At 56.2% G+C, this 17,735-nt stretch carries 22 protein-coding genes; 12 read left to right on the top strand and 10 right to left on the bottom strand.

Going from position 1 to position 17,735, the window contains the following annotated elements; all coding sequences use genetic code 11:
• Positions 1-50: 50 nt before the first annotated feature.
• Both ACO6TI_RS18255 and ACO6TI_RS18250 read left to right on the top strand, forming a co-directional pair.
• On the top strand, positions 51-1,205 hold the full coding sequence (locus ACO6TI_RS18255; RefSeq protein WP_104703661.1) for a GNAT family N-acetyltransferase: 1,155 nt from the start codon (positions 51-53) through the stop codon (positions 1,203-1,205).
• Between the two features lie 138 nt (positions 1,206-1,343).
• Positions 1,344-2,255, top strand: coding sequence for a PhzF family phenazine biosynthesis protein (locus ACO6TI_RS18250; RefSeq protein WP_104703660.1), 912 nt, complete (start codon positions 1,344-1,346; stop codon positions 2,253-2,255).
• 19 nt (positions 2,256-2,274) lie between these two features.
• Here ACO6TI_RS18250 and ACO6TI_RS18245 read toward each other — a convergent pair whose 3' ends face one another.
• Positions 2,275-3,177 (bottom strand): DMT family transporter, encoded by a 903-nt coding sequence (locus ACO6TI_RS18245; protein ID WP_055117221.1) that lies wholly within the window; start codon positions 3,175-3,177, stop codon positions 2,275-2,277.
• A gap of 99 nt (positions 3,178-3,276) precedes the next feature.
• Complete coding sequence (locus ACO6TI_RS18240; protein WP_108872644.1) at positions 3,277-3,927, bottom strand: glutathione S-transferase family protein; 651 nt, start codon at positions 3,925-3,927, stop codon at positions 3,277-3,279.
• A 156-nt stretch (positions 3,928-4,083) separates the two neighbouring features.
• Here ACO6TI_RS18240 and ACO6TI_RS18235 point away from each other — a divergent pair, with 156 nt between their 5' ends.
• The 6 genes from ACO6TI_RS18235 to ACO6TI_RS18210 all read left to right on the top strand — a co-directional run bounded on the left by ACO6TI_RS18235 (position 4,084) and on the right by ACO6TI_RS18210 (position 7,285).
• A complete protein-coding gene (locus ACO6TI_RS18235; RefSeq protein ID WP_029066376.1) occupies positions 4,084-4,404 on the top strand; it encodes an ArsR/SmtB family transcription factor in 321 nt (106 codons plus the stop codon).
• Positions 4,404-4,895, top strand: coding sequence for an SRPBCC family protein (locus tag ACO6TI_RS18230; RefSeq protein ID WP_055117227.1), 492 nt, complete (start codon positions 4,404-4,406; stop codon positions 4,893-4,895). The genes ACO6TI_RS18235 and ACO6TI_RS18230 overlap by 1 nt, the downstream gene beginning before the upstream one ends.
• Positions 4,896-4,917: 22 nt before the next feature.
• Entirely contained in the window at positions 4,918-5,631 is a 714-nt protein-coding gene (locus ACO6TI_RS18225) for a DUF899 domain-containing protein (protein WP_422383032.1), read from the top strand.
• 173 nt (positions 5,632-5,804) lie between these two features.
• Positions 5,805-6,230, top strand: coding sequence for a hypothetical protein (locus ACO6TI_RS18220; RefSeq protein WP_422383031.1), 426 nt, complete (start codon positions 5,805-5,807; stop codon positions 6,228-6,230).
• Positions 6,223-7,050: an RNA polymerase sigma factor gene (locus ACO6TI_RS18215; RefSeq protein ID WP_422383030.1), complete on the top strand. Its 828-nt coding sequence runs from the start codon at positions 6,223-6,225 to the stop codon at positions 7,048-7,050. The genes ACO6TI_RS18220 and ACO6TI_RS18215 overlap by 8 nt, the downstream gene beginning before the upstream one ends.
• Complete coding sequence (locus tag ACO6TI_RS18210) at positions 7,034-7,285, top strand: hypothetical protein (RefSeq protein WP_422383029.1); 252 nt, start codon at positions 7,034-7,036, stop codon at positions 7,283-7,285. Before ACO6TI_RS18215 ends, ACO6TI_RS18210 begins: the two co-directional genes overlap by 17 nt.
• 57 nt (positions 7,286-7,342) lie before the next feature.
• Here ACO6TI_RS18210 and ACO6TI_RS18205 read toward each other — a convergent pair whose 3' ends face one another.
• Complete coding sequence (locus ACO6TI_RS18205; RefSeq protein WP_144436034.1) at positions 7,343-8,380, bottom strand: hypothetical protein; 1,038 nt, start codon at positions 8,378-8,380, stop codon at positions 7,343-7,345.
• Between the two features lie 382 nt (positions 8,381-8,762).
• Between ACO6TI_RS18205 and ACO6TI_RS18200 the strand changes: the two genes are divergently transcribed.
• Complete coding sequence (locus ACO6TI_RS18200; protein WP_422383028.1) at positions 8,763-8,948, top strand: hypothetical protein; 186 nt, start codon at positions 8,763-8,765, stop codon at positions 8,946-8,948.
• Positions 8,949-9,105: 157 nt separating this feature from the next.
• On the opposite strand, the gene ACO6TI_RS18195 is transcribed toward ACO6TI_RS18200, so the two are convergent.
• Positions 9,106-9,507 (bottom strand): VOC family protein, encoded by a 402-nt coding sequence (locus ACO6TI_RS18195; RefSeq protein WP_104703652.1) that lies wholly within the window; start codon positions 9,505-9,507, stop codon positions 9,106-9,108.
• A gap of 31 nt (positions 9,508-9,538) precedes the next feature.
• Complete coding sequence (locus ACO6TI_RS18190; RefSeq protein ID WP_422383027.1) at positions 9,539-9,832, bottom strand: hypothetical protein; 294 nt, start codon at positions 9,830-9,832, stop codon at positions 9,539-9,541.
• 59 nt (positions 9,833-9,891) lie between these two features.
• Between ACO6TI_RS18190 and ACO6TI_RS18185 the strand changes: the two genes are divergently transcribed.
• Entirely contained in the window at positions 9,892-10,110 is a 219-nt protein-coding gene (locus ACO6TI_RS18185; protein ID WP_422383026.1) for a hypothetical protein, read from the top strand.
• Positions 10,111-10,279: 169 nt separating this feature from the next.
• On the opposite strand, the gene ACO6TI_RS18180 is transcribed toward ACO6TI_RS18185, so the two are convergent.
• Positions 10,280-12,247 (bottom strand): AAA family ATPase, encoded by a 1,968-nt coding sequence (locus tag ACO6TI_RS18180; RefSeq protein ID WP_422383025.1) that lies wholly within the window; start codon positions 12,245-12,247, stop codon positions 10,280-10,282.
• A gap of 763 nt (positions 12,248-13,010) precedes the next feature.
• On the opposite strand from ACO6TI_RS18180, the gene ACO6TI_RS18175 reads away from it, so the two are divergent.
• Positions 13,011-14,567, top strand: coding sequence for a 2-isopropylmalate synthase (locus ACO6TI_RS18175; RefSeq protein ID WP_108872652.1), 1,557 nt, complete (start codon positions 13,011-13,013; stop codon positions 14,565-14,567).
• Between the two features lie 180 nt (positions 14,568-14,747).
• On the opposite strand, the gene ACO6TI_RS18170 is transcribed toward ACO6TI_RS18175, so the two are convergent.
• Both ACO6TI_RS18170 and ACO6TI_RS18165 read right to left on the bottom strand, forming a co-directional pair.
• Positions 14,748-15,218, bottom strand: coding sequence for a hypothetical protein (locus ACO6TI_RS18170; protein WP_422383024.1), 471 nt, complete (start codon positions 15,216-15,218; stop codon positions 14,748-14,750).
• 32 nt (positions 15,219-15,250) lie between these two features.
• Entirely contained in the window at positions 15,251-15,667 is a 417-nt protein-coding gene (locus tag ACO6TI_RS18165; RefSeq protein WP_108872653.1) for a 4-oxalocrotonate tautomerase, read from the bottom strand.
• 123 nt (positions 15,668-15,790) lie between these two features.
• On the opposite strand from ACO6TI_RS18165, the gene ACO6TI_RS18160 reads away from it, so the two are divergent.
• A complete protein-coding gene (locus tag ACO6TI_RS18160; protein WP_196895402.1) occupies positions 15,791-16,372 on the top strand; it encodes a TetR/AcrR family transcriptional regulator in 582 nt (193 codons plus the stop codon).
• Here ACO6TI_RS18160 and ACO6TI_RS18155 read toward each other — a convergent pair whose 3' ends face one another.
• Both ACO6TI_RS18155 and ACO6TI_RS18150 read right to left on the bottom strand, forming a co-directional pair.
• Entirely contained in the window at positions 16,373-16,891 is a 519-nt protein-coding gene (locus ACO6TI_RS18155; RefSeq protein WP_196895400.1) for a GNAT family N-acetyltransferase, read from the bottom strand.
• A gap of 90 nt (positions 16,892-16,981) precedes the next feature.
• Positions 16,982-17,521 (bottom strand): GNAT family N-acetyltransferase, encoded by a 540-nt coding sequence (locus ACO6TI_RS18150; protein ID WP_208992748.1) that lies wholly within the window; start codon positions 17,519-17,521, stop codon positions 16,982-16,984.
• Positions 17,522-17,735: the final 214 nt, after the last annotated feature.

The raw sequence follows: 17,735 nt of genomic DNA, 5'->3' as shown, positions 1-17,735 counted from the left end.
TTTCACAATCTCTGGATACGGCTGTCCGGCAATCACATTACCGGACAGCCATGCCTCTCAAACTCCGTTCCGCCACGCCCGCCGATGCCCTCGACCTGACGGGTATCCTCCACCGTGCCAAGGCCTCCTGGGGATATCCCGAGGCAAAGATGACGGAATTCATGGAAGCGTGGAGTATTCATGAAACCACGATCCGCGCGCTTGAAATGACTGTCGCCGAGCAGGATGGTATCCCCCTCGCCTTTTCGGGTGTCACGAAAGAAGGTGAAGATACACTTCTTGTCGATTTTCTGTTTGTTGATCCCGAGGCACAGGGAAAGGGTATCGGCAATCTGCTCCTGAAACGCGCAGAGGATTTTGCACGACAAAAGAAACTTTCGCGTCTTTCTCTTGAATCCGATTTCCACGCAGGCGCGTTTTACGAAAAACACGGGTTCCGGACCATGGCCACCCGTCCAAGTGAAATGTCACCCGGAAAAGACATTCCTCTCATGGAAAAGGTGCTTCCACCCTGCGTGCACAGGGTTTCAAAAATCGATCTTACCATCTCGGACCGGCCGTGGCGTTTCGAGACCGAAAACAGTGCCGAAATCGCCGAACATTTCAAAGAGGCCCAGAAGCGGATCGCGCTTCTGTGGAATGGCCGGACGCTGAAACTGACCGGATACGAGTTTCAAAACGGCATCTTCAGCGGACACTGCTCCGAAAGCTCCTATGCCGCCCATCTTGCGTGGCGGGACTGGGGCGCACCGGATGCCTCCGCTTTCAACCTTTTCGGCTCCGCCATCATCAGGTCATCCGACGGTGCGCTGCTCTACGGTGTCATGGGTGGTCACACCGCAACAGCGGGCATGATCTATCCACCCGGCGGAAATCTTGATCTGAACGACATCACCCCCGATGGCAGGGTCGACGTGATCAGTGCTATCGACCGGGAACTTGAAGAAGAGACCGGCCTGACAGGCGAAACGCTGACCAGGGCCGAATTGCTTGCCGCCTTTGACGGACCGCGTATTTCGATTGCGCAGGTCTTCGATTGTACCGAACGCGCGGATGATCTGTGTCAGCACATGATCGAGCATTCCATGGCGTCCGAGGAACAGGAACTGGCCGACATTCGCATCATACGCTCGCGCACGGATCTTGAGGATCCGGCTATCGTTCCGTTCGCACGCGAAATCGCGGAATATCTGCTACCTCAATGAGGAGGTGAAACGCCGTTGACCTGTCAATAATTTGTTCACCAAGAACAACCACTAAGGACTGGCGGGACGGACAGAGAAATGTAAAAGTCCGCCCACCTTTGGACAAAGGTATTGGTGCATCTCCAGGGAGAAATGAATATGGGCCGCCGCTACGCGATCTTGGATGTCTTCACAAACACACTTCTTGCCGGAAATCCGCTGGCAGTGGTACTGGACTCCGAGGATCTGAGCGACGAGCAGATGCAGAAGATCGCGGCCGAGTTCAATCTTTCCGAGACAGTGTTCGTGTTTCCACCGGAAAATCCCGGACATTCCGCAAGCTTGCGGATCTTCACGCCGAAGGTGGAACTTCCCTTTGCCGGTCATCCAACCGTCGGAACAGCCATTCTCCTGGCAACCGAGCGGTTCGGAGACGTCAACGGTGAACAGGACGCCGTGGTGGTGCTCAAGCAAAAGATCGGCACAGTCAGGTGTGCTGTGATATTGCGCGAGAACGCGGCCGCCTTTGCCGAGTTCGACGTGCCCAATCTGCCGGAGCCTGCGGGACCGACCCACAATGTCGAACTGATTGCCGCTGCGCTTGACCTGGAGCCTACCGATATCGGCTTTGAAAACCACGCACCGTCGCGATTCAAGGTCGGACCACCTTTCAGTTTTGTTCCGGTCCGGGACCTTGATGCGTTGTCGCGAGCCAAACCCGTCGCGGCGATGTGGAAAGCGGGCTTTGGCAAGGACGACCACAACGACGCCTATGTTTACTGCCGGGAGACTCGTTCCCACGACAGTGCGTTCCATGCACGCCTGTTTGCGCCCGAGATGGGGATTCCTGAAGATCCTGCAACCGGGTCTGCCGCCGCGGCCTTTGCCGGTGTCGTTCACTTCTATGATGGTCTGACCGCGGGCACGCACCATATCCGCATCGAACAGGGTTTCGAGATGGGGCGTCCGTCGTTGATTGATCTTGAAATCGATGTCGAAAACGGTGGCATGCATGCCGTTCGCATCGGTGGCCAGGCGACGCTTGTCGCACGCGGCGAGTTGTTTGTCTGACACACAGAACGCGGGAATATCAGGATTCGGAACCTTCCGGACTTTCGTCGTTTGATTCCAAGAGCGACGGCAGGATGACGGCGCCCACGACCAGTGCGCCGCCGATCATCATGCCCGGCGTCAACGCCTCCCCAAGGAAAACCACCGAATTGATGAACGTGAAGACCACTGACAGCACGAACAGCAGCGCGGCCGTGACCGTCGAAACACCTGCCATGGCCTCGTACCACAGAAAATAGCCGACCGCTGTCGGGAAGACGGCAAGGAACACAAGCCACATCAGATCCGCGCCTGTCGGCTCGAATGAAAACAGGAAAAAGCCTGGGGTGAGAACGATGGCACTGACAAACAGGATCTGGAACAGGAGCTGAAGGCGTTCGAGTGGCGCGCTGGTGTTCTGCACCGACTTTGTGCTTCCGATGATGAACATCGCCCAGGTGAAACCGGCAACGACCATCAACAGGTCTCCCGACAAGGCATTGGTACCAATGTCGATATCGTGTCTGACAGTCAGCACAACCCCGGCCATCACGAGGACAGTTGCGGCGATGTCGACCTTTCTGACCCTTTCGATGCCGACGCTTGCAAGCATGACAAGCACGAAGAACGGTGCCGTGTTTTCCAGTACCATGGCGTTGGTCGCGCTGGTGCGCTCCAAACCGATGTGAAAGACCGCATAGTTCAGAACAAATCCGGCAATCGCGAGCAGCTTGTATCTGTCGAACCGGATCGGAAAAACCGCCTGTTTGCTGAACTTAAGCAGAACGAACAGGACGGCTGCTGCAATCCAGATGCGAACAACTGCGATTTGCAAACCATGCAGGTCGCTGGTCAAAAACCGGGCAATTACGCTGTGCGTGCCGAACAACAGCGCCGCAAGGACACCAAACCCAAGGGCGCGTTTCGAAGATATTACTCCCATCAGCCGAGGCTAACCGAGGAATGACGCCCGGGCAACGCAATCCGGTCCTGAAAGCTGCATGGTGGCCCGGCCACGGGTCACCATGAGCAGATACGTTGTTTATTCGGCGGCCTCGGCCGGGGCTTGCGGAGCAGTCTTCGCCCATGCGGGCAATGTTTCCAACCGCTGGAACCAGGCAAGAACCTTCGGGAACTCCAGAAGAGGCACCTGTGATTGCGGATAAAGCGCCAGGGCTGAATGACTGCCTACGGCGAAATCGGCAACCGTCGGCTTGTCTCCCAAAATGAAGTCCCGATCTGCCAGGTGCTCTTCGAGCACTGCAGCAAAGCGGCGGAAGTTTTCCTGCCCCGACTTGATCTTTTCCGCATCCGGTTCGCCCATATTGAAGAATTGCTTGGCGACTGTCTCCCACGTGATGTCGCCGATAGCCCTGTTGAAATGCTGCACTTCCCAGGAAATCCAGCGCAGGATTTCAATGCGCGTAGCACTGTCTGACGGACAGAATTCCTCTGCCCCCTGACGATCACTCATATAGATCATGATCGGGTTGGCTTCCCAGAGCTTGAAATCACCATCGACCAGAACCGGCACTTTCATGTTGGGATTGATTTCCCGAAAGTCTTCGGACCGGTGCTGTCCCTCTACGAGGTTGAACTTCTGGACTTCAGTTTCCCCTGCAAGGCCGAGCTGATGCATGACAGCCAGTACGCGCCGGCTGTTGGGAGACAAGTCGGTTACATAAAGTTTCATTGCTTACTCTCCTGTGCCTGCCGGTCCCAGGAAACATTCCTGTCCGGCCGATGTCGAGGTCAACGCCGTTGCAACGACTTTACTCAACCAATTAGTTGACTATAATGAATTCCCATGATAGTCAACCAAAAGGTTAACTTTATGACTGTGCAACAAATGGCCCAACTGGACGCGACTTTTTCAGCCCTCAGCGATGGCACCCGGCGCGCCATCGTCGCCCGACTTGCGGATGGCGAAGCGACCTTGTCGGATCTTGCAACACCGTTCGACATGTCGCTGACGGCGGTATCCAAACATCTTCGGGTTCTGTCCGATGCCGGCCTTGTCGACATTGAAAAACGGGGCCGCACCCGCCACTGCCGCTTGCGCGGTGCCCCAATCAAGGAAGCCGTCGATTGGCTGAGCAAATATGAATCGTTCTGGATCGACCGGTTCGACGCCCTCGCCCGTCATCTTGCCAAAGAGGATAGCGAATAATGACCGTTCAACAGAGTGAAAGAGAATTTCTGAAATCTGATCCCGGGCAGGAACCTGTCATCGTTGAAGGGCTGTTTCGCGCCAACCCGGCGCGCGTTTTCCGGGCCTTCACGGAACCGAACGAAGTCCAGAGCTGGTTTGTTCCGAAATCAGGCGGTCTGGTCTCGGTCGATATCGACCTGAAGGTCGGCGGGAAATGGTGTTTCGTCATTGAAAAGACCCAGGAAAAGCAGATCCATTTCGAAGGCGAATATCTCGCGATCGATGCACCGAACAGGCTGGAATTCAGCTGGCGCCATGTCCAGGAATTTGCCGACGGTACACGCGAGGCAACAGACACGTCTCAGGTTGCCATCACCTTCACCGAAGCCGGCAAGGCGACGGAAGTGAAGCTCCGGCACGAAGCCATCAAGTCTGAAGATGCTCGCCGTGGTGTTGGCGGGGGCTGGAACGGTTGCTTCAGGCGCCTCGATGAAATTGTTTCCACATAAAACGCCCGCTCAGGAGGAAGACATGACAGCTCCACAGTTAGTCAGCCAGGAAGACTGGCTCGAAGCCCGCAAGGACCTGCTCGCCCGGGAGAAGGCCTTTACCAGGGAGCGTGACGCACTATCCGCCGCGCGCAGGCAATTGCCACTGGTTCTTGTCGAAAAAAACTATGTTTTCGACACGGTGAGCGGACGAAAATCACTGGCCGAGCTCTTCGGACCGAACCGGCAGCTTGCGGTCTATCACTTCATGTTCGGCGCTACCTGGCAGGAGGGTTGCCCAAGCTGTTCATTCTGGGCGGACAATTACGAGCGCCTCGACAGGCATCTGGCTGCGCGCGACACCTCGTTGATTTCCATATCCAACGCACCGCTTGAAACGCTGCAGGGCTACAAGGAACGCATGGGCTGGACCTTCGAATGGGCATCAACCGCCGGCAACGGCTTCGGGGTCGATTTCGGGGTCACCTTTCCGGACAAGAAGGACCAGACCGGCCAGGGATACAATTACAGCGGCAAGACTACCGTTCACTCGGAGGAGCTGCCTGGTGTCAGCACGTTTTTAAAGCTGGATGATGGCCGTGTCGGCCACAGCTATTCCACTTACGGCCGTGGGCTCGACATTCTGAACATGGCCTACAATCTGCTCGATTTGACCCCGATGGGCCGTCACGAGGACGATCTGCCATATGCTCAGGCCTGGGTGCGCCGGCGGGACATGTATGGAACGGATGACTAGGTCTCCAAACCCGGCGGCTTGCGCTCCGTTTCGCGCCTGAACCCGGGTGCGAGCCAGCGCAGTCAAAGAAAACCGGTTGCCCAATTTCGCTCCCAGGAAAACCAGTCCAAACAATCACTTGGCGAAGTTTCGCATCTCTGGCGTCCAACATCATGGAAACAACAGGAGGTTCCATGATGAATTTTGCGAAACTGGGTGCGATCGGATTTGGCCTATGGGGCCTTTTGCACATCGCCGGAGCGGGTCTTGTTTTGTCAGCAACTTTGGGGTCCGAGCCCGCCGATGGCTATGCAATCTATGGCTATGATGGCGGCCCCCTCCCCGGAGCAACCAGCGCCATCCTGGCATACTTTGCCTATCTGCTGGCCCTTTCCGGGGCGGCAGCCCTTGCTGTTGCCATCAAGCTGAACTGGGCAAACTCACAGGCAGGCCTTGCGATCAACAGTGGTCTTGTCCTGACAATCGAGTTCGGATTGATCGTCTTCCTGATTGTGCCTGGCCACCTGTCCCTTCTTGAATCCCTGCCCGGCTTTGTTTTTTTCGCCATCGGCGCCATATTTGGCGGGATTGCCTGCAAGCGGGATCCCAGCCATGCCTGACAGCCTGATTGATCAAGCCAAGCAAGGCGACAGCGGCGCCTTTTCCAGGCTCGTCGAAGCGGAGTTCCCGAAACTGCGCCGGATTACCCGGCGCCTGGTCGGGCATCCGGAAGATTCTGAAGATATTCTGCAAGAGGCTCTTGCGAAGGCCTGGTCAAACATGTCCAATTTCGAGGAACGCTCCAGCTTCGCCACCTGGGTGACATCGATTGTCACCAGAACGGCAATTGATCATCTGCGCCGTCAGAAACGGTGGCGCACGGAGGCACAGGTTGCCTATGCCAATTCATGCGCGCAGTCGGATGAACTCTCGAACGAAGTGGTCGGCGCCATCACCGATCCCGAATTTGCCTATGAAGTCAGGGAACATATCTCCTATTGCTTCACCTGCGTCGGCAGATCCCTGCCAGTCGACGAACAGGCTGCCCTGGTTCTGCGCGATGTCATGGATCTCTCGGCGCGCGAAGCGTCCACAGTTCTGGGTATCTCGGATGCGGTCTTGCGCCACCGTCTTTCTGCCGCCAGACGTGCGATGGAGGACAAGTATGACGGGCTTTGTGCGCTGGTCAGCAAGCAAGGTATCTGTCATCAGTGCGCAGGCCTGAAGATGGCTTCCGGTGAACCAGCAGACCCGGCTGACTTTCCCGACGTTTCCGGACTTGCGGCTCGCATGGCGGTCGTCCGCAAGGCCGAACCCGGGTCGATGGCGGGCCTGCATGCCGTTTTCTGGCGGCGTACCAAGGACATAGAAGAAGCCGGAAAGGGATCGACCGAGCCACTTTCCGGCTGTGGAGAGATAGAAGATGCCCCAGAAACCTAAACGCCTGCCCCTTCCCAAACGCTTTAGCGCCGCCCTCACCGAAAAGGCCTACGCCAAACTTCGCGACCTCAACGCGGATTGGCATTTCGGAAACAACTACCTTCTGACGATCCTGCTGGAAAATTTCGACGACGTCATCGACGAGAAAAAATTCCAGCAGGTCATGGAGACGTTCATTGCAGAATACGGTCAGCCGGACGCTGGCGGGATGAAACCTAACACGACACATGGGTGAGCCCATTTTCCAACGGATTTCGCGACCTTCCGGCCTCACCAGGCAGTTTCAGCTGATTCAGCTGATTTTCGTCTTCCGGCACCATCCGGCAATGCCGAGAAAACCCAACCCGACCGCAAGTAGCGGCAAAGCCGCTGGAACAGGAACGATAGCGGCTTCGGCAACCATTCGTCCGGCAAATTCGGCCGAGACTTCTCCCATGCTCAGAAACTCGGCATAATCTACAGATATTCCAAAAGTATCGGCGAGTGTCAGACCAGAAGCGCTGAAGAACCCCGGGCCCGAAGAAAACATTCCTGACAGTGCCGAAAGATCTCCGGAAAATGTGGCTTCAGGGTTGCTTTGGTCAAAACCCACGCCACCGAGGAAAGAGGTTTTGCCGTTCCAACTGTGCTCAACGTCCCACGAGCCGGCGCCAAGCCCGGCCGGGCTAGAGACTGAAACGTCGGTACCTTCAATCGCATAAGCTACGTTGACTTGCGCTGAAACAACCTTGGACACGTCCGGCAAGACCGGCAACGCTGCAGTGGGCGCCTCCCAGACGACCCTCCCTTTCCAGGTCAGGACTGAGCGCGCCGCTGCAATTTTTCCTGACGTTGCAACAGTGTTCACCTTGCCGCGAAGCTTGTTTCTAGCCTTGGCCTCGGCGGCACCATCAGCGTCAGCGACAGATGCGATGAGTAACCCGGTGTCGCCGAAAAAGCCGGAATTTGCTCCTTTTTTGTCGCTGTCGGTCTTTACGACGGCGGCGACCGCGGCTCCGCGCGCTCCAACACCAACATCAATCAGGCGCTTGATCAGCAGATTGACAACTTGCTGCGCTCCACCATCGAGTCCCAGCACCAGTTGTGCCGCGCCAACGGTAGTTGCGCTGGCTCCACCACTGAAACCGAATCCCGCGACACAGAATGTCAATACACACATAAAATGGACAAAAAAGTGCGTTTGTTTCCGATAAAACATGCTGCGTTCCAAGCGGTCCGTCATACAAATGTTCTCAGGATTGAATCGCAGGGAATCCGATATTCCGAACCGTCTAATCAGCCTTCCCCGGTATTCCAGCTTTGCTATTAGATTAGCCGTCGCAATTCCCAAGGTAGTTTATCTCCAACCGGAAAACCACTTTTGATTGGTTGAATGCTGGTGCGAAGCACACGGCATTGAACTCGGAACCGGAGACGGGTTCACATCAACTTCGACTGAAATTCAATGAATAGTCAGCACGAAACTGCGCTTTTTACCTGCAATCCGGAAGGTTGATCATTCGGTGAAATGTCCCTTGATGGCGCAAGGGCACGCCTCTCGACCTCATGATTGAACTGCATCCCGGTTGATGCGGAAGCGAGGCCGGACCATCACCTTATTTGAATTCAAGTTCACGTCTTGTAATGCCTCCGGTTTGCTTTAGCGCTCGTTAAGGCTCCACGGACTACGTCAGAGCATCCAATGGATGGATGGGTTTCAAAAGGAGACGAAAATGGACGTAGGATCTGCAAGCGCGGCAATAGCCAGCGCACAGCCTCTCAAATCAGACGCATATGCGTCAAAACCGACTGCGCCTGGACAGTCAGGGGCCTCAAGCCCAGAGATAGTTGCCAGCACACCCAGTGGCCCGGGCGCCCCTCCTCCAGGCCTTGGCGAAACTGTCGATATTCAGGCCTGAAAACAGATTTCAATCACCAGTGCGGCTTCAGCGAACAACCGAGGCCGCGCATTTTTTCAAACGACGATTGTCCATCACGAAGCCGGATACTCCCGGCCTGGGCCAGTCGACCTGGGTTTTGGCCAAGCCTTGCGGCCGCTTCGAGGCTGAACTTGTTTCAGGCGCCCATCCACACCAGTTCCAGCCGGATGCCACCCGGCTCGGCAAACATCATATGCTTTCGTGGCCCCGTGCCCATGAATTCCGGCATGAATTCAACTTTCACGCCCGGCCAGGCGGCAACAACATCGGCGAGGCGCAACAGCTCCTCTTCGCTTTCGACCTCGAGCGCCAGATGGTGCAGGCCGATATTGAGGCGCCGATCAAAACGCCTTGGTGAAACTGATTTGTCCACCTGCCACAAGGTCAGTCGCAAAGTGCCATCGGTGATCGAATTTCTCGGATAGGCGTCATCGCGAGCTGTTTCAGTCCAGCCCAGAACCTTTTCGAAAAACAACGTCGTTTGGTCAAGATCGGCAACGGCAAGACCAAGGTGATTGAGCCCGACAGTTTTTGACACGAAATTCTCCAATGCTGTGACTACCTTGTCCTTATCGCCGCTTCAGGACTATTTCTCGACCTGATGGCAGCAACTCTCCCTGGAACTCGTCGCGGCTGACCCGATAAACTCTCGCAACCGGACGATCGTCCGCAAACCGGAAGAACTCGACCCTTCCCTTTTCCCGCGTCCAGCGATCCACCATGAGAAAATTGTCCAACCCAATACATCCGAACCCGGTTGCACGGCCTTCCCGGTCCTGTTTTTTGCCCGAAACCTTTACGCGACACGACAGAACACTGTCCGTTTCCTTCAGGTTCCATTCTCCAGGGATGCCACGTTCCACCGCGGGAGTGTCCTTATCGGGTACCGAAGGTGTGCCTGAACCTGTTGACGACGTGTTGCATGCTGCAAGCAAAAGGGAACTTGAAATCAGGAAAACAAATTGAACCTTCATGGCGCACGAACCCTGACAAAATTGACGAGTTCGCCAAGCTACATCAAAAGACTGCCCGGATTGCAACCGCTAAAGAACTCACGACCGTGGAGCATATGGCAAACACGAATATCATTGAGTGGACCAGCGTAAAATCAGAAGCTTCTCATTCCGCTTCGAAACCTTGAAAAGTGAAGCGGATGATAGAACCGCTTCACTTTTTCTCCACACGCGTGCACCAAAACTGCGCCTGGGGAGCTTGTCGGTCCCCAGGCGCAGTTTCGTTTCAACGCCGAAAATCTACCGGTTCCATGGACTAGGAAATTAAAACCGATCCTTGAAGGCTCGTGTTCAATTTCATACAAACCCGATCGACAGTCCGGTTTCAGGCTTCATCCTGGCCTCCTTCATCAGCGCACGGGTAATGTCGTGCACAGACGGGCTCTTGTTGAACCGCATCTGCTTCCTGACGACGGAAAAGTCTCCGGGCGTCAGATTGCGCACGCAAGAAATTTCCGCAGGCGCCTCGGCTCCGAAGAACCTGCGAAACGCGTGTGACAGGCCAGCCTTGTCGAGCGGCTTCAGTTCCAGCTTGAAATCAAACCGGCGCAGGGTGGCCGCGTCCAGCTTTGATGCAAAGTTGGTTGCCGCCAGCACTGGCTGGTCATGATTATCAAGCCACGACAACAGTTCGTTGACCTGCCCGGCTTCCCAATTCGCGCTCGCTGTGCCTCGGTCGAACATCAGGCTGTCCGCCTCGTCGAAAAACAGGACACCCTGCTCCTGCCGCGCATCTGCGAAGGCTTCGGCGATATTGCGCTCCGTACCACCGACCCATTTGGACAGAAGATCTGAGGCCCGCTTGGTCAGCAACGGCTTGTCCAGGCGAGTTGCAAAGTGATGCGCAAAAGCCGTTTTGCCCGTGCCTGGAGGGCCGCTGAGCAACAGCGAAACATCACTGTGGCCACATTCCGCGATGCTCTCCATCACAGCACCCAGCGAAGGCTCGGTGTTGTAGAGGCCCAGATCAATCTCCTGCGGTACCCGGTTCGGCATTTCCCCGCCGCGAAGCGTCTTGACCAGCACTTCCGCAGGTCTTTCGACCTGACCGCTTGCCCCCGCCAGCCTCGAGGCCCTTGCTGCAGTGCGCAGAATGGTCGTCGATTCAGCAGCGCCGTCGACCAGATCCGCAACTTCCCTGGAAAATTCCACTTTCTCGTCGGCGCAGATGCGAGCGGCAACGCGCTGCCTTGCCTTGCGCACCGGATAGTCCATCTTCAGGACAAAACTCATCCGGCGGATGATCGCATCATCCATGTTGCCGACGGCGTTTGTTGTCCAGATGACGGGAACAGGGTTGTCTTCCAGCATGCGGTTGACGAACACCTTGCTGCCGTCGCGGCGCGTCATCCAGTCACCAGAGCTGCGTTGCGCATCGCCGATGAAATCCTCCATTTCGTCAAACAGGATCGCGGCTTCCCTGCCGTCCTTCAGAACACGCTGTGCAAGCAGAAGTGCACTGACGCGGTCGTAACGTGTCGGCTCTTCCCCGTCATCATCGACCTCACCGACGGCATGAAGACGCATGCCTGCCTCGCGGCAAAGCACACGTGCCAGTTCGGTCTTGCCCGTACCCGGCGGACCATAGATCAGGATGTTGATGCCTTTTGCCTGCTCCCTGGCAGCACCCGCGATCAGGCTCGCAAGAAAAGGTGCATCCTCGACTTCGGCAAAATCCTCCATGGACAGGCTTGTCTTGTGACGCGGACCAATCAGCGCATCGACGAATTCCTCGCCATGGCTCGGAGCACGATCCAGCAACTTTTCCAGCGCCCACTTGATGTCGACCGACACAACGCCCGAGCGATATGCCTGAAAACCGATCAGGCCCAGCCGGAACACGGGGCTGCGCCTGACAAAGCGCAATGCTTCATGGGCCGAAACGCCGCAAAGCTCGGCGAGCAATACCGGCAGATCGACCCCTTTTCCGATCACAACTTCCGTGAGGTTCTGCAACTTCGGCAGACGATCGCAGCCGATGAGCAGAGCCAGCAGGGTGCTGTTTTCGACATCCAGCCCGAGCAGCTCGGCAAGCGTATCGGAGATTTCAGTAACATAAGGCACGGGAGCCTCGGGCAGACGCCAGTCCTGGAGCGCCTGTTGCAAGGCGTCCCAGTTTGTTGCGTCTCTTTTTCGAAGGCCCAGATCAAGCCAGGCCAGATTGTCCAACACCCAGTCTCTCAGCGCCTTGGCCAAGGGGGCATCCTCGGAAAGCCCGCGGCTCAAGTGGAGCAGCACGGCTTTCACCATCTGATATTCGTTCACGGTTTTTCCCAAATCCCAAATCGGGTCTGTTCGGCGCGAATACGCGCACTTTCAGCACCCGAATACTTTCACTTGTCTGGGGTTTGTGCGGTCAGCTCAGTTTCGGCCTCGACCGCAGCACATGGGGCGTGCTTACAGTGGAGACTGGAGGGCGCCGCAGCGCAGACCCGGTAAGGTGTCTCTATCCAGCAATGCATTTCTCCTTGATACGCCACATCCACGGCGCGAAGTCCGTGGTTCTTAACGGCAAGCACTTATCGATTCAACCGGCAATTTCAAATTCCGCGCTAAACTGAAATCAAGTTGCGCAAACGCAACAAGTCCCCGGTCTGCGGGCCGATGCCAGGTCAATCCAAAACGACTTTCTCGAGCCTTCCTTCATACACAAGCGTAAACTGACTGTTGCAACCGGGCCCATCCTGCCGTAAGAACAAATTCCGTTAACCACCTGCTCATGCTTTTCCCTCAAGCTTGGTGGCTGAAACTGAAGACGACCGAAGGCCCAGTTGAGACCCATGATCGCGGCTCGCGACATTTCCGGATCTGACTTCCACGTGCTGAAGCAGCGCGGCGGCCTCCTTCTACTTGGCGATCTCCTCCTTCTTAGATGCCCCTGAGCGTCGGCTGATCCGCGTTTTGATTTGGCGGAACGGGCACTTAGGGGAGATATTTCAAAAATCCACAACATGATTTCCGGGTCGCGCAATGGTCTAATCCAGACAAGGGATATAGAACCGGCGATCCAAGCCAGGGACGAAACGACATGACTGCCACCCCCGAAACGGACCATATCCGCATTTTCGACACCACTTTGCGCGACGGTGAACAATCGCCCGGCGCCTCAATGACGCTGGAAGAAAAACTGCAGATTGCCGAGATCCTCGACGACATGGGCGTCGACATCATCGAAGCCGGGTTCCCGATTGCCTCCAACGGCGACTTCGAAGCCGTCGGTGAAATCGCCAAGCGCTCGAAGAACTCCGTGATAGCCGGTCTCGCCCGCGCCATCCACGCCGATATCGACCGCTGCGGCGAAGCTGTGAAACACGCCGGCAAGGGCCGGATCCACACATTCGTTTCCACCTCGCCGATCCATCTGAAATTCCAGATGAACAAGACCGAAGATCAGGTGATGGAGATCATCACCGACACGGTGACCCGCTCGCGCAACCTGATCGACGATGTCGAGTGGTCCGCAATGGATGCGACCCGCACGCCAATCGACTATCTGTGCCGCTGCGTGGAAGCCGCCATCAAGTGCGGCGCAACAACCATCAACCTGCCCGATACGGTCGGTTATGCAACACCGGATGAGTACAAGGCCATGTTCGAGGACATCCGAGAACGGGTGCCCAACAGTGACCAGGCAATCTTCTCCGTGCATTGCCATGACGATCTGGGGCTGGCGGTGGCCAACTCGCTGGCCGGTGTCGCCGGCGGGGCACGACAGATCGAATGCACGATCAACGGCCTGGGCGAGCGCGCCGGAAATGCAGCGCTCGAAGAAATCGTCATGGCAATCCGCACGCGCGGCGATGTCCTGCAATATGCCACCCAGATCGACCCTCAATTCATGGTCCGTGCATCAAAAATGGTTGCCGGAGCGTCCGGCTTTGCCGTCCAGTACAACAAGGCGATCGTCGGCAAGAATGCCTTTGCCCATGAGAGCGGCATTCACCAGGACGGCATGCTGAAAAATGCAGAAACATACGAAATCATGCGTCCGGAAGATGTCGGGGTAAAAGCGACCTCGCTGGTCATGGGCAAACATTCAGGTCGCCACGCGTTCCGCGACAAGCTGCGTGAATTGGGCTTTGAGTTGGGCGACAACGCATTGCAGGATGCCTTCCGCCGCTTCAAGGAGCTCGCCGATCGCAAGAAGCATGTCTACGACGAGGACATCGAAGCGCTGGTCGAGGACGAAATCACCATCCTGGGCGAAAGCACAAAGGTCATTGCGTTGACCGTCATTGCCGGCACCGGTGGTCCGCAGAAGGCAATCCTGACCATGGACGTCAACGGCCAGCACATCACCAAGGAAGCCACCGGTGATGGACCGGTCGACGCGACGTTCAATGCGATCAAGGCCATTGTGCCGCACGAGGCGACACTGTCGCTCTACCAGGTGCATGCCGTGACAGAAGGCACAGACGCCCAGGCGGAAGTGTCCGTGCGTCTGGAAGCCGAAGGCCGGATCGCCACCGGCAAGGGAGCCGACACCGACACCCTGGTGGCATCGGCGCGTGCCTATGTCTCGGCCATGAACAAGCTGGCCCTGCGACAACAGACCGACAATCCCGGTGCCTTGCAGGCGGTATGATAGACAAGAAGAGGCTCTGAGCACCATGCCCAGAGCCTCAACCCAAGGCGCTGAATCCGTCTGCAACGAACCACGCTGCCGGCAAACGAGGCCCCCGGGCCAGGCCCGGGACGGCTGGTTGAAAAACCGCGGCACAATCATCTTTCTGCAATTGCGTGCAGGAAACAGAGCCTGTTCAGGCTATTTGCATAGCTCACCCGAATAGCGCACCAGTCCTTGCAGATCGTCAGGATCTCTCAGGTCAACGAGACCATAACTCCTGAAGGTGCCGCTGTAGTCCTCCAGCGTGCCCCGGCTCATGTTTTCCTGAACTTCATAAGTGATCTCGATCATGTAGCGGCCTTCTTTTCCGGGAATTTCAGTCAGGACGCCCCTGTCCCTGGTGAAGATTGCTCCACCGTCCGAGCGGCCAAAATAGTGCTCCATGTCCATTTCCAACCCGGTTTCCGTCACTCGCTGTGCGAGGATTTTTCCGGCTGCGTTGGTCACCGTCCCCATCAGGGTTGCCGAAATGACGACAGGCTTGCCCTTGCCTTCGGAAAAGAAGTTGGGGATGGCGACACCGCCCATGTCCAGACATTCTGCGGCATGAGCAGTTGATGCTGCCAGGACCAGTCCCGTGGCTGCTAGGATTTTCTGCACGAGTTTCATCTTGAGATGTTCCCTAATGTCAAATCGAGAGGTCAACCGCGGGCGATCCGTTCTGTCAGCTGGTGATTCGTCATGGCTTCGCCATCAAGGTTCCAGGTTCCGTCCACAGTGTGCACAACGTTGGAATAGATCCGATCCCTGGTGAGATTTCCGTCCGCTTCGTCAGCAATGATGTCGGTTGCTTCTTGAAAGAAACCAACCTGGACGTCCCGGTCTGCGAAGGCGAAAGAAGGTGTCTTGCACTCCAGCCAGACGCCCTCCACCGGCTCCCCGCCCGAAAGCGCACCGTTTTTCGGCAATGGCTGGATCTGCATCGTGACATTGGGTGTCATCACCCGGTTACCGGCAAGGCCGTGCCATTTCAGGAATGCGTTGGTGATCCTCGAGCCGGCGCGTTGTCCGGCCTCAGGCGTCAGAACGCCCACGGTGTAGCTAAGTGCAAGTGGCATTGTCAGATCCTTTTCACCCTACATATATAACGTTCGTTATATTTTGATACAGACCCTATTTATGTAGCGATCGTTATATTGTCAATTGATATATAACGATCGCTATCTAAAAATGAGGAAAGCATGGCGAAACAGCAGGTTCGAAAGGCAGAAACACAGAAGTCCTTGCTGTCTGCCGCCAGTAGATCCTTCCGCAGCAAGGGATATGCGGGAGTTGGCGTTGACGGCATTGCGCGTGCAGCAGGCGCAACTTCAGGAGCGTTCTATTCGCATCTTGGCTCAAAGGACGGTGCGTTTCTGGCTGCACTTGAACTGGGGCTTGATGAAGTCATCGAAACGGTTCCCGACTATCAACGGCGCTACAACAGCAACTGGCCGGAAGCTTTTGCGCGCTACTATCTCGGCAGCACTCACCGCAGGGACCTTGCTTGCGGCTGCGCAATGACCGCCCTCTCCCCGGACGTCGTAAGATCCAATGACGAGACGCGAGAACTCTATGAACACAAAATGAAGACGATTGCCGAACTGATCGCAAAAGGACTGGAAGGCGAAAGCGACGACGAAAAGCTAAACAAAGCCTGGGCCTTCCTGAGCATTCTGATCGGAGCGCTCACAACTTCCCGCGCAATGTCGAGTGATGATCAGGCGGATGCTGTTGCAAGTGCCGCGTTCACATCTGCCATGACAGTCGTCGGGCATGATTAGTCAGAAAACTTCGTTCCGCTCGATCCGGTAAAATGTGCAAGGAACACCATGTCTTTCCCGATCGAACCAATGGCTGAAGCCAGCGTTCCGCATGACTTTCAGAGATTTTTCATGTTCCGAACAGGCGAATGCGATCAGATACCTGTTGTCGGTTCTTTCAAAAAACCAACCTGTCAGAGCTGTCGCGATTTCGGATGCATAGCCTTTTCCCCAGGCTGCGCGTTTCAGGCTGTAACCCAGTTCGTATCCATCGGGTTCGGTCATCCAGGTCACACCTGCCCGACCGATAAAGTCACCTTCCCGCGTCAAGACCTTCCATTTGCTCAACCCCGATCTGCGATGTTCGAAGACATAGCCTTGCAATCGCCGCTCGACCTCTGCCGCCTCCATCGGCACCAGGCCGGGTGACAGATACCGATTGACCTCCGGGTCTGAATGAAGCTCGAAGAGAAGCGGAAAATCCGCGTCCTCAAAAGGAACGATGCGCAGACGTTCGCTCGTCAGAATGTCTTCCGTCAAATTATCGACTTCCAACTATAAGCCGCGCTGACCGCGGCAGGACAATTGATCTTTGTCAGGAAATTGCCGGCGTGCGCCGGACTGTCAATGTCAGGCGCTCATCAGATAGGACTGCATGGACGGGCTGAACAGCTGAAAGACGTCGGCCTGCATGCCTTCAATCACTTTGCTTTCCCGATGGCAAAACCCAACGTTCTGGACCACTTTTCGAACATCCCGGTTATCAGTCCGGATCACCGCCACCAGATGGGAGAAATAGGTGTTTTCAAAGAACCAGCCGGTCAGGGCGGAACACAGGCGCATTGCGAGCGTCGCATCCTGGTCGACAACTTCGGTGGAAAGACAATAGTTCAGGCTGATTTCAGACGTCTCGCTGATGGGGGTGAAACCGGCCCAGCCGAGAAACCGCCCGTCATCCGAGACAGCCTTCCATTTGGCGAAGCCCAGGTCTGCCTGGTTCTGCAACGCCGACCTGACCAGATCGGCAGCATCGGCAATCGTGCAGTCAGTTGCAAATTCCGTGCATCGGTTTCCAAAGGGGTCGGCGTGAAGGTCTTTGACGAAATTTATGTCGGACGGGGAAAAGGGAACAAGCCGCACTGAGCCACATTCGAGAAATATCGTCTGCACGTGGTCCTCCCAATGAATTCAGTTCAATTTCCGGCAATCGGTGGAGACTTCAGAACCACCAAGCTCCGACCGACGGAGAGGTAACCCTGAATTGTGCCGACCCAAAGGCACATCGGACTATAAAATCAAACATGGTAAAAATAAATTCGTATTACCAACAGGTTACCGTAAAACAGCCTGCTGCGGTGCAGCACCCGGAGGTTGACGGGCGCAC

It is taken from the genome of Roseibium album (assembly GCF_965233825.1).
Classification (GTDB): domain Bacteria; phylum Pseudomonadota; class Alphaproteobacteria; order Rhizobiales; family Stappiaceae; genus Roseibium; species Roseibium album.
The sequence above is the reverse complement of the archived record's forward strand: the minus strand, read 5'-3'. Positions and strand labels throughout refer to the sequence as shown.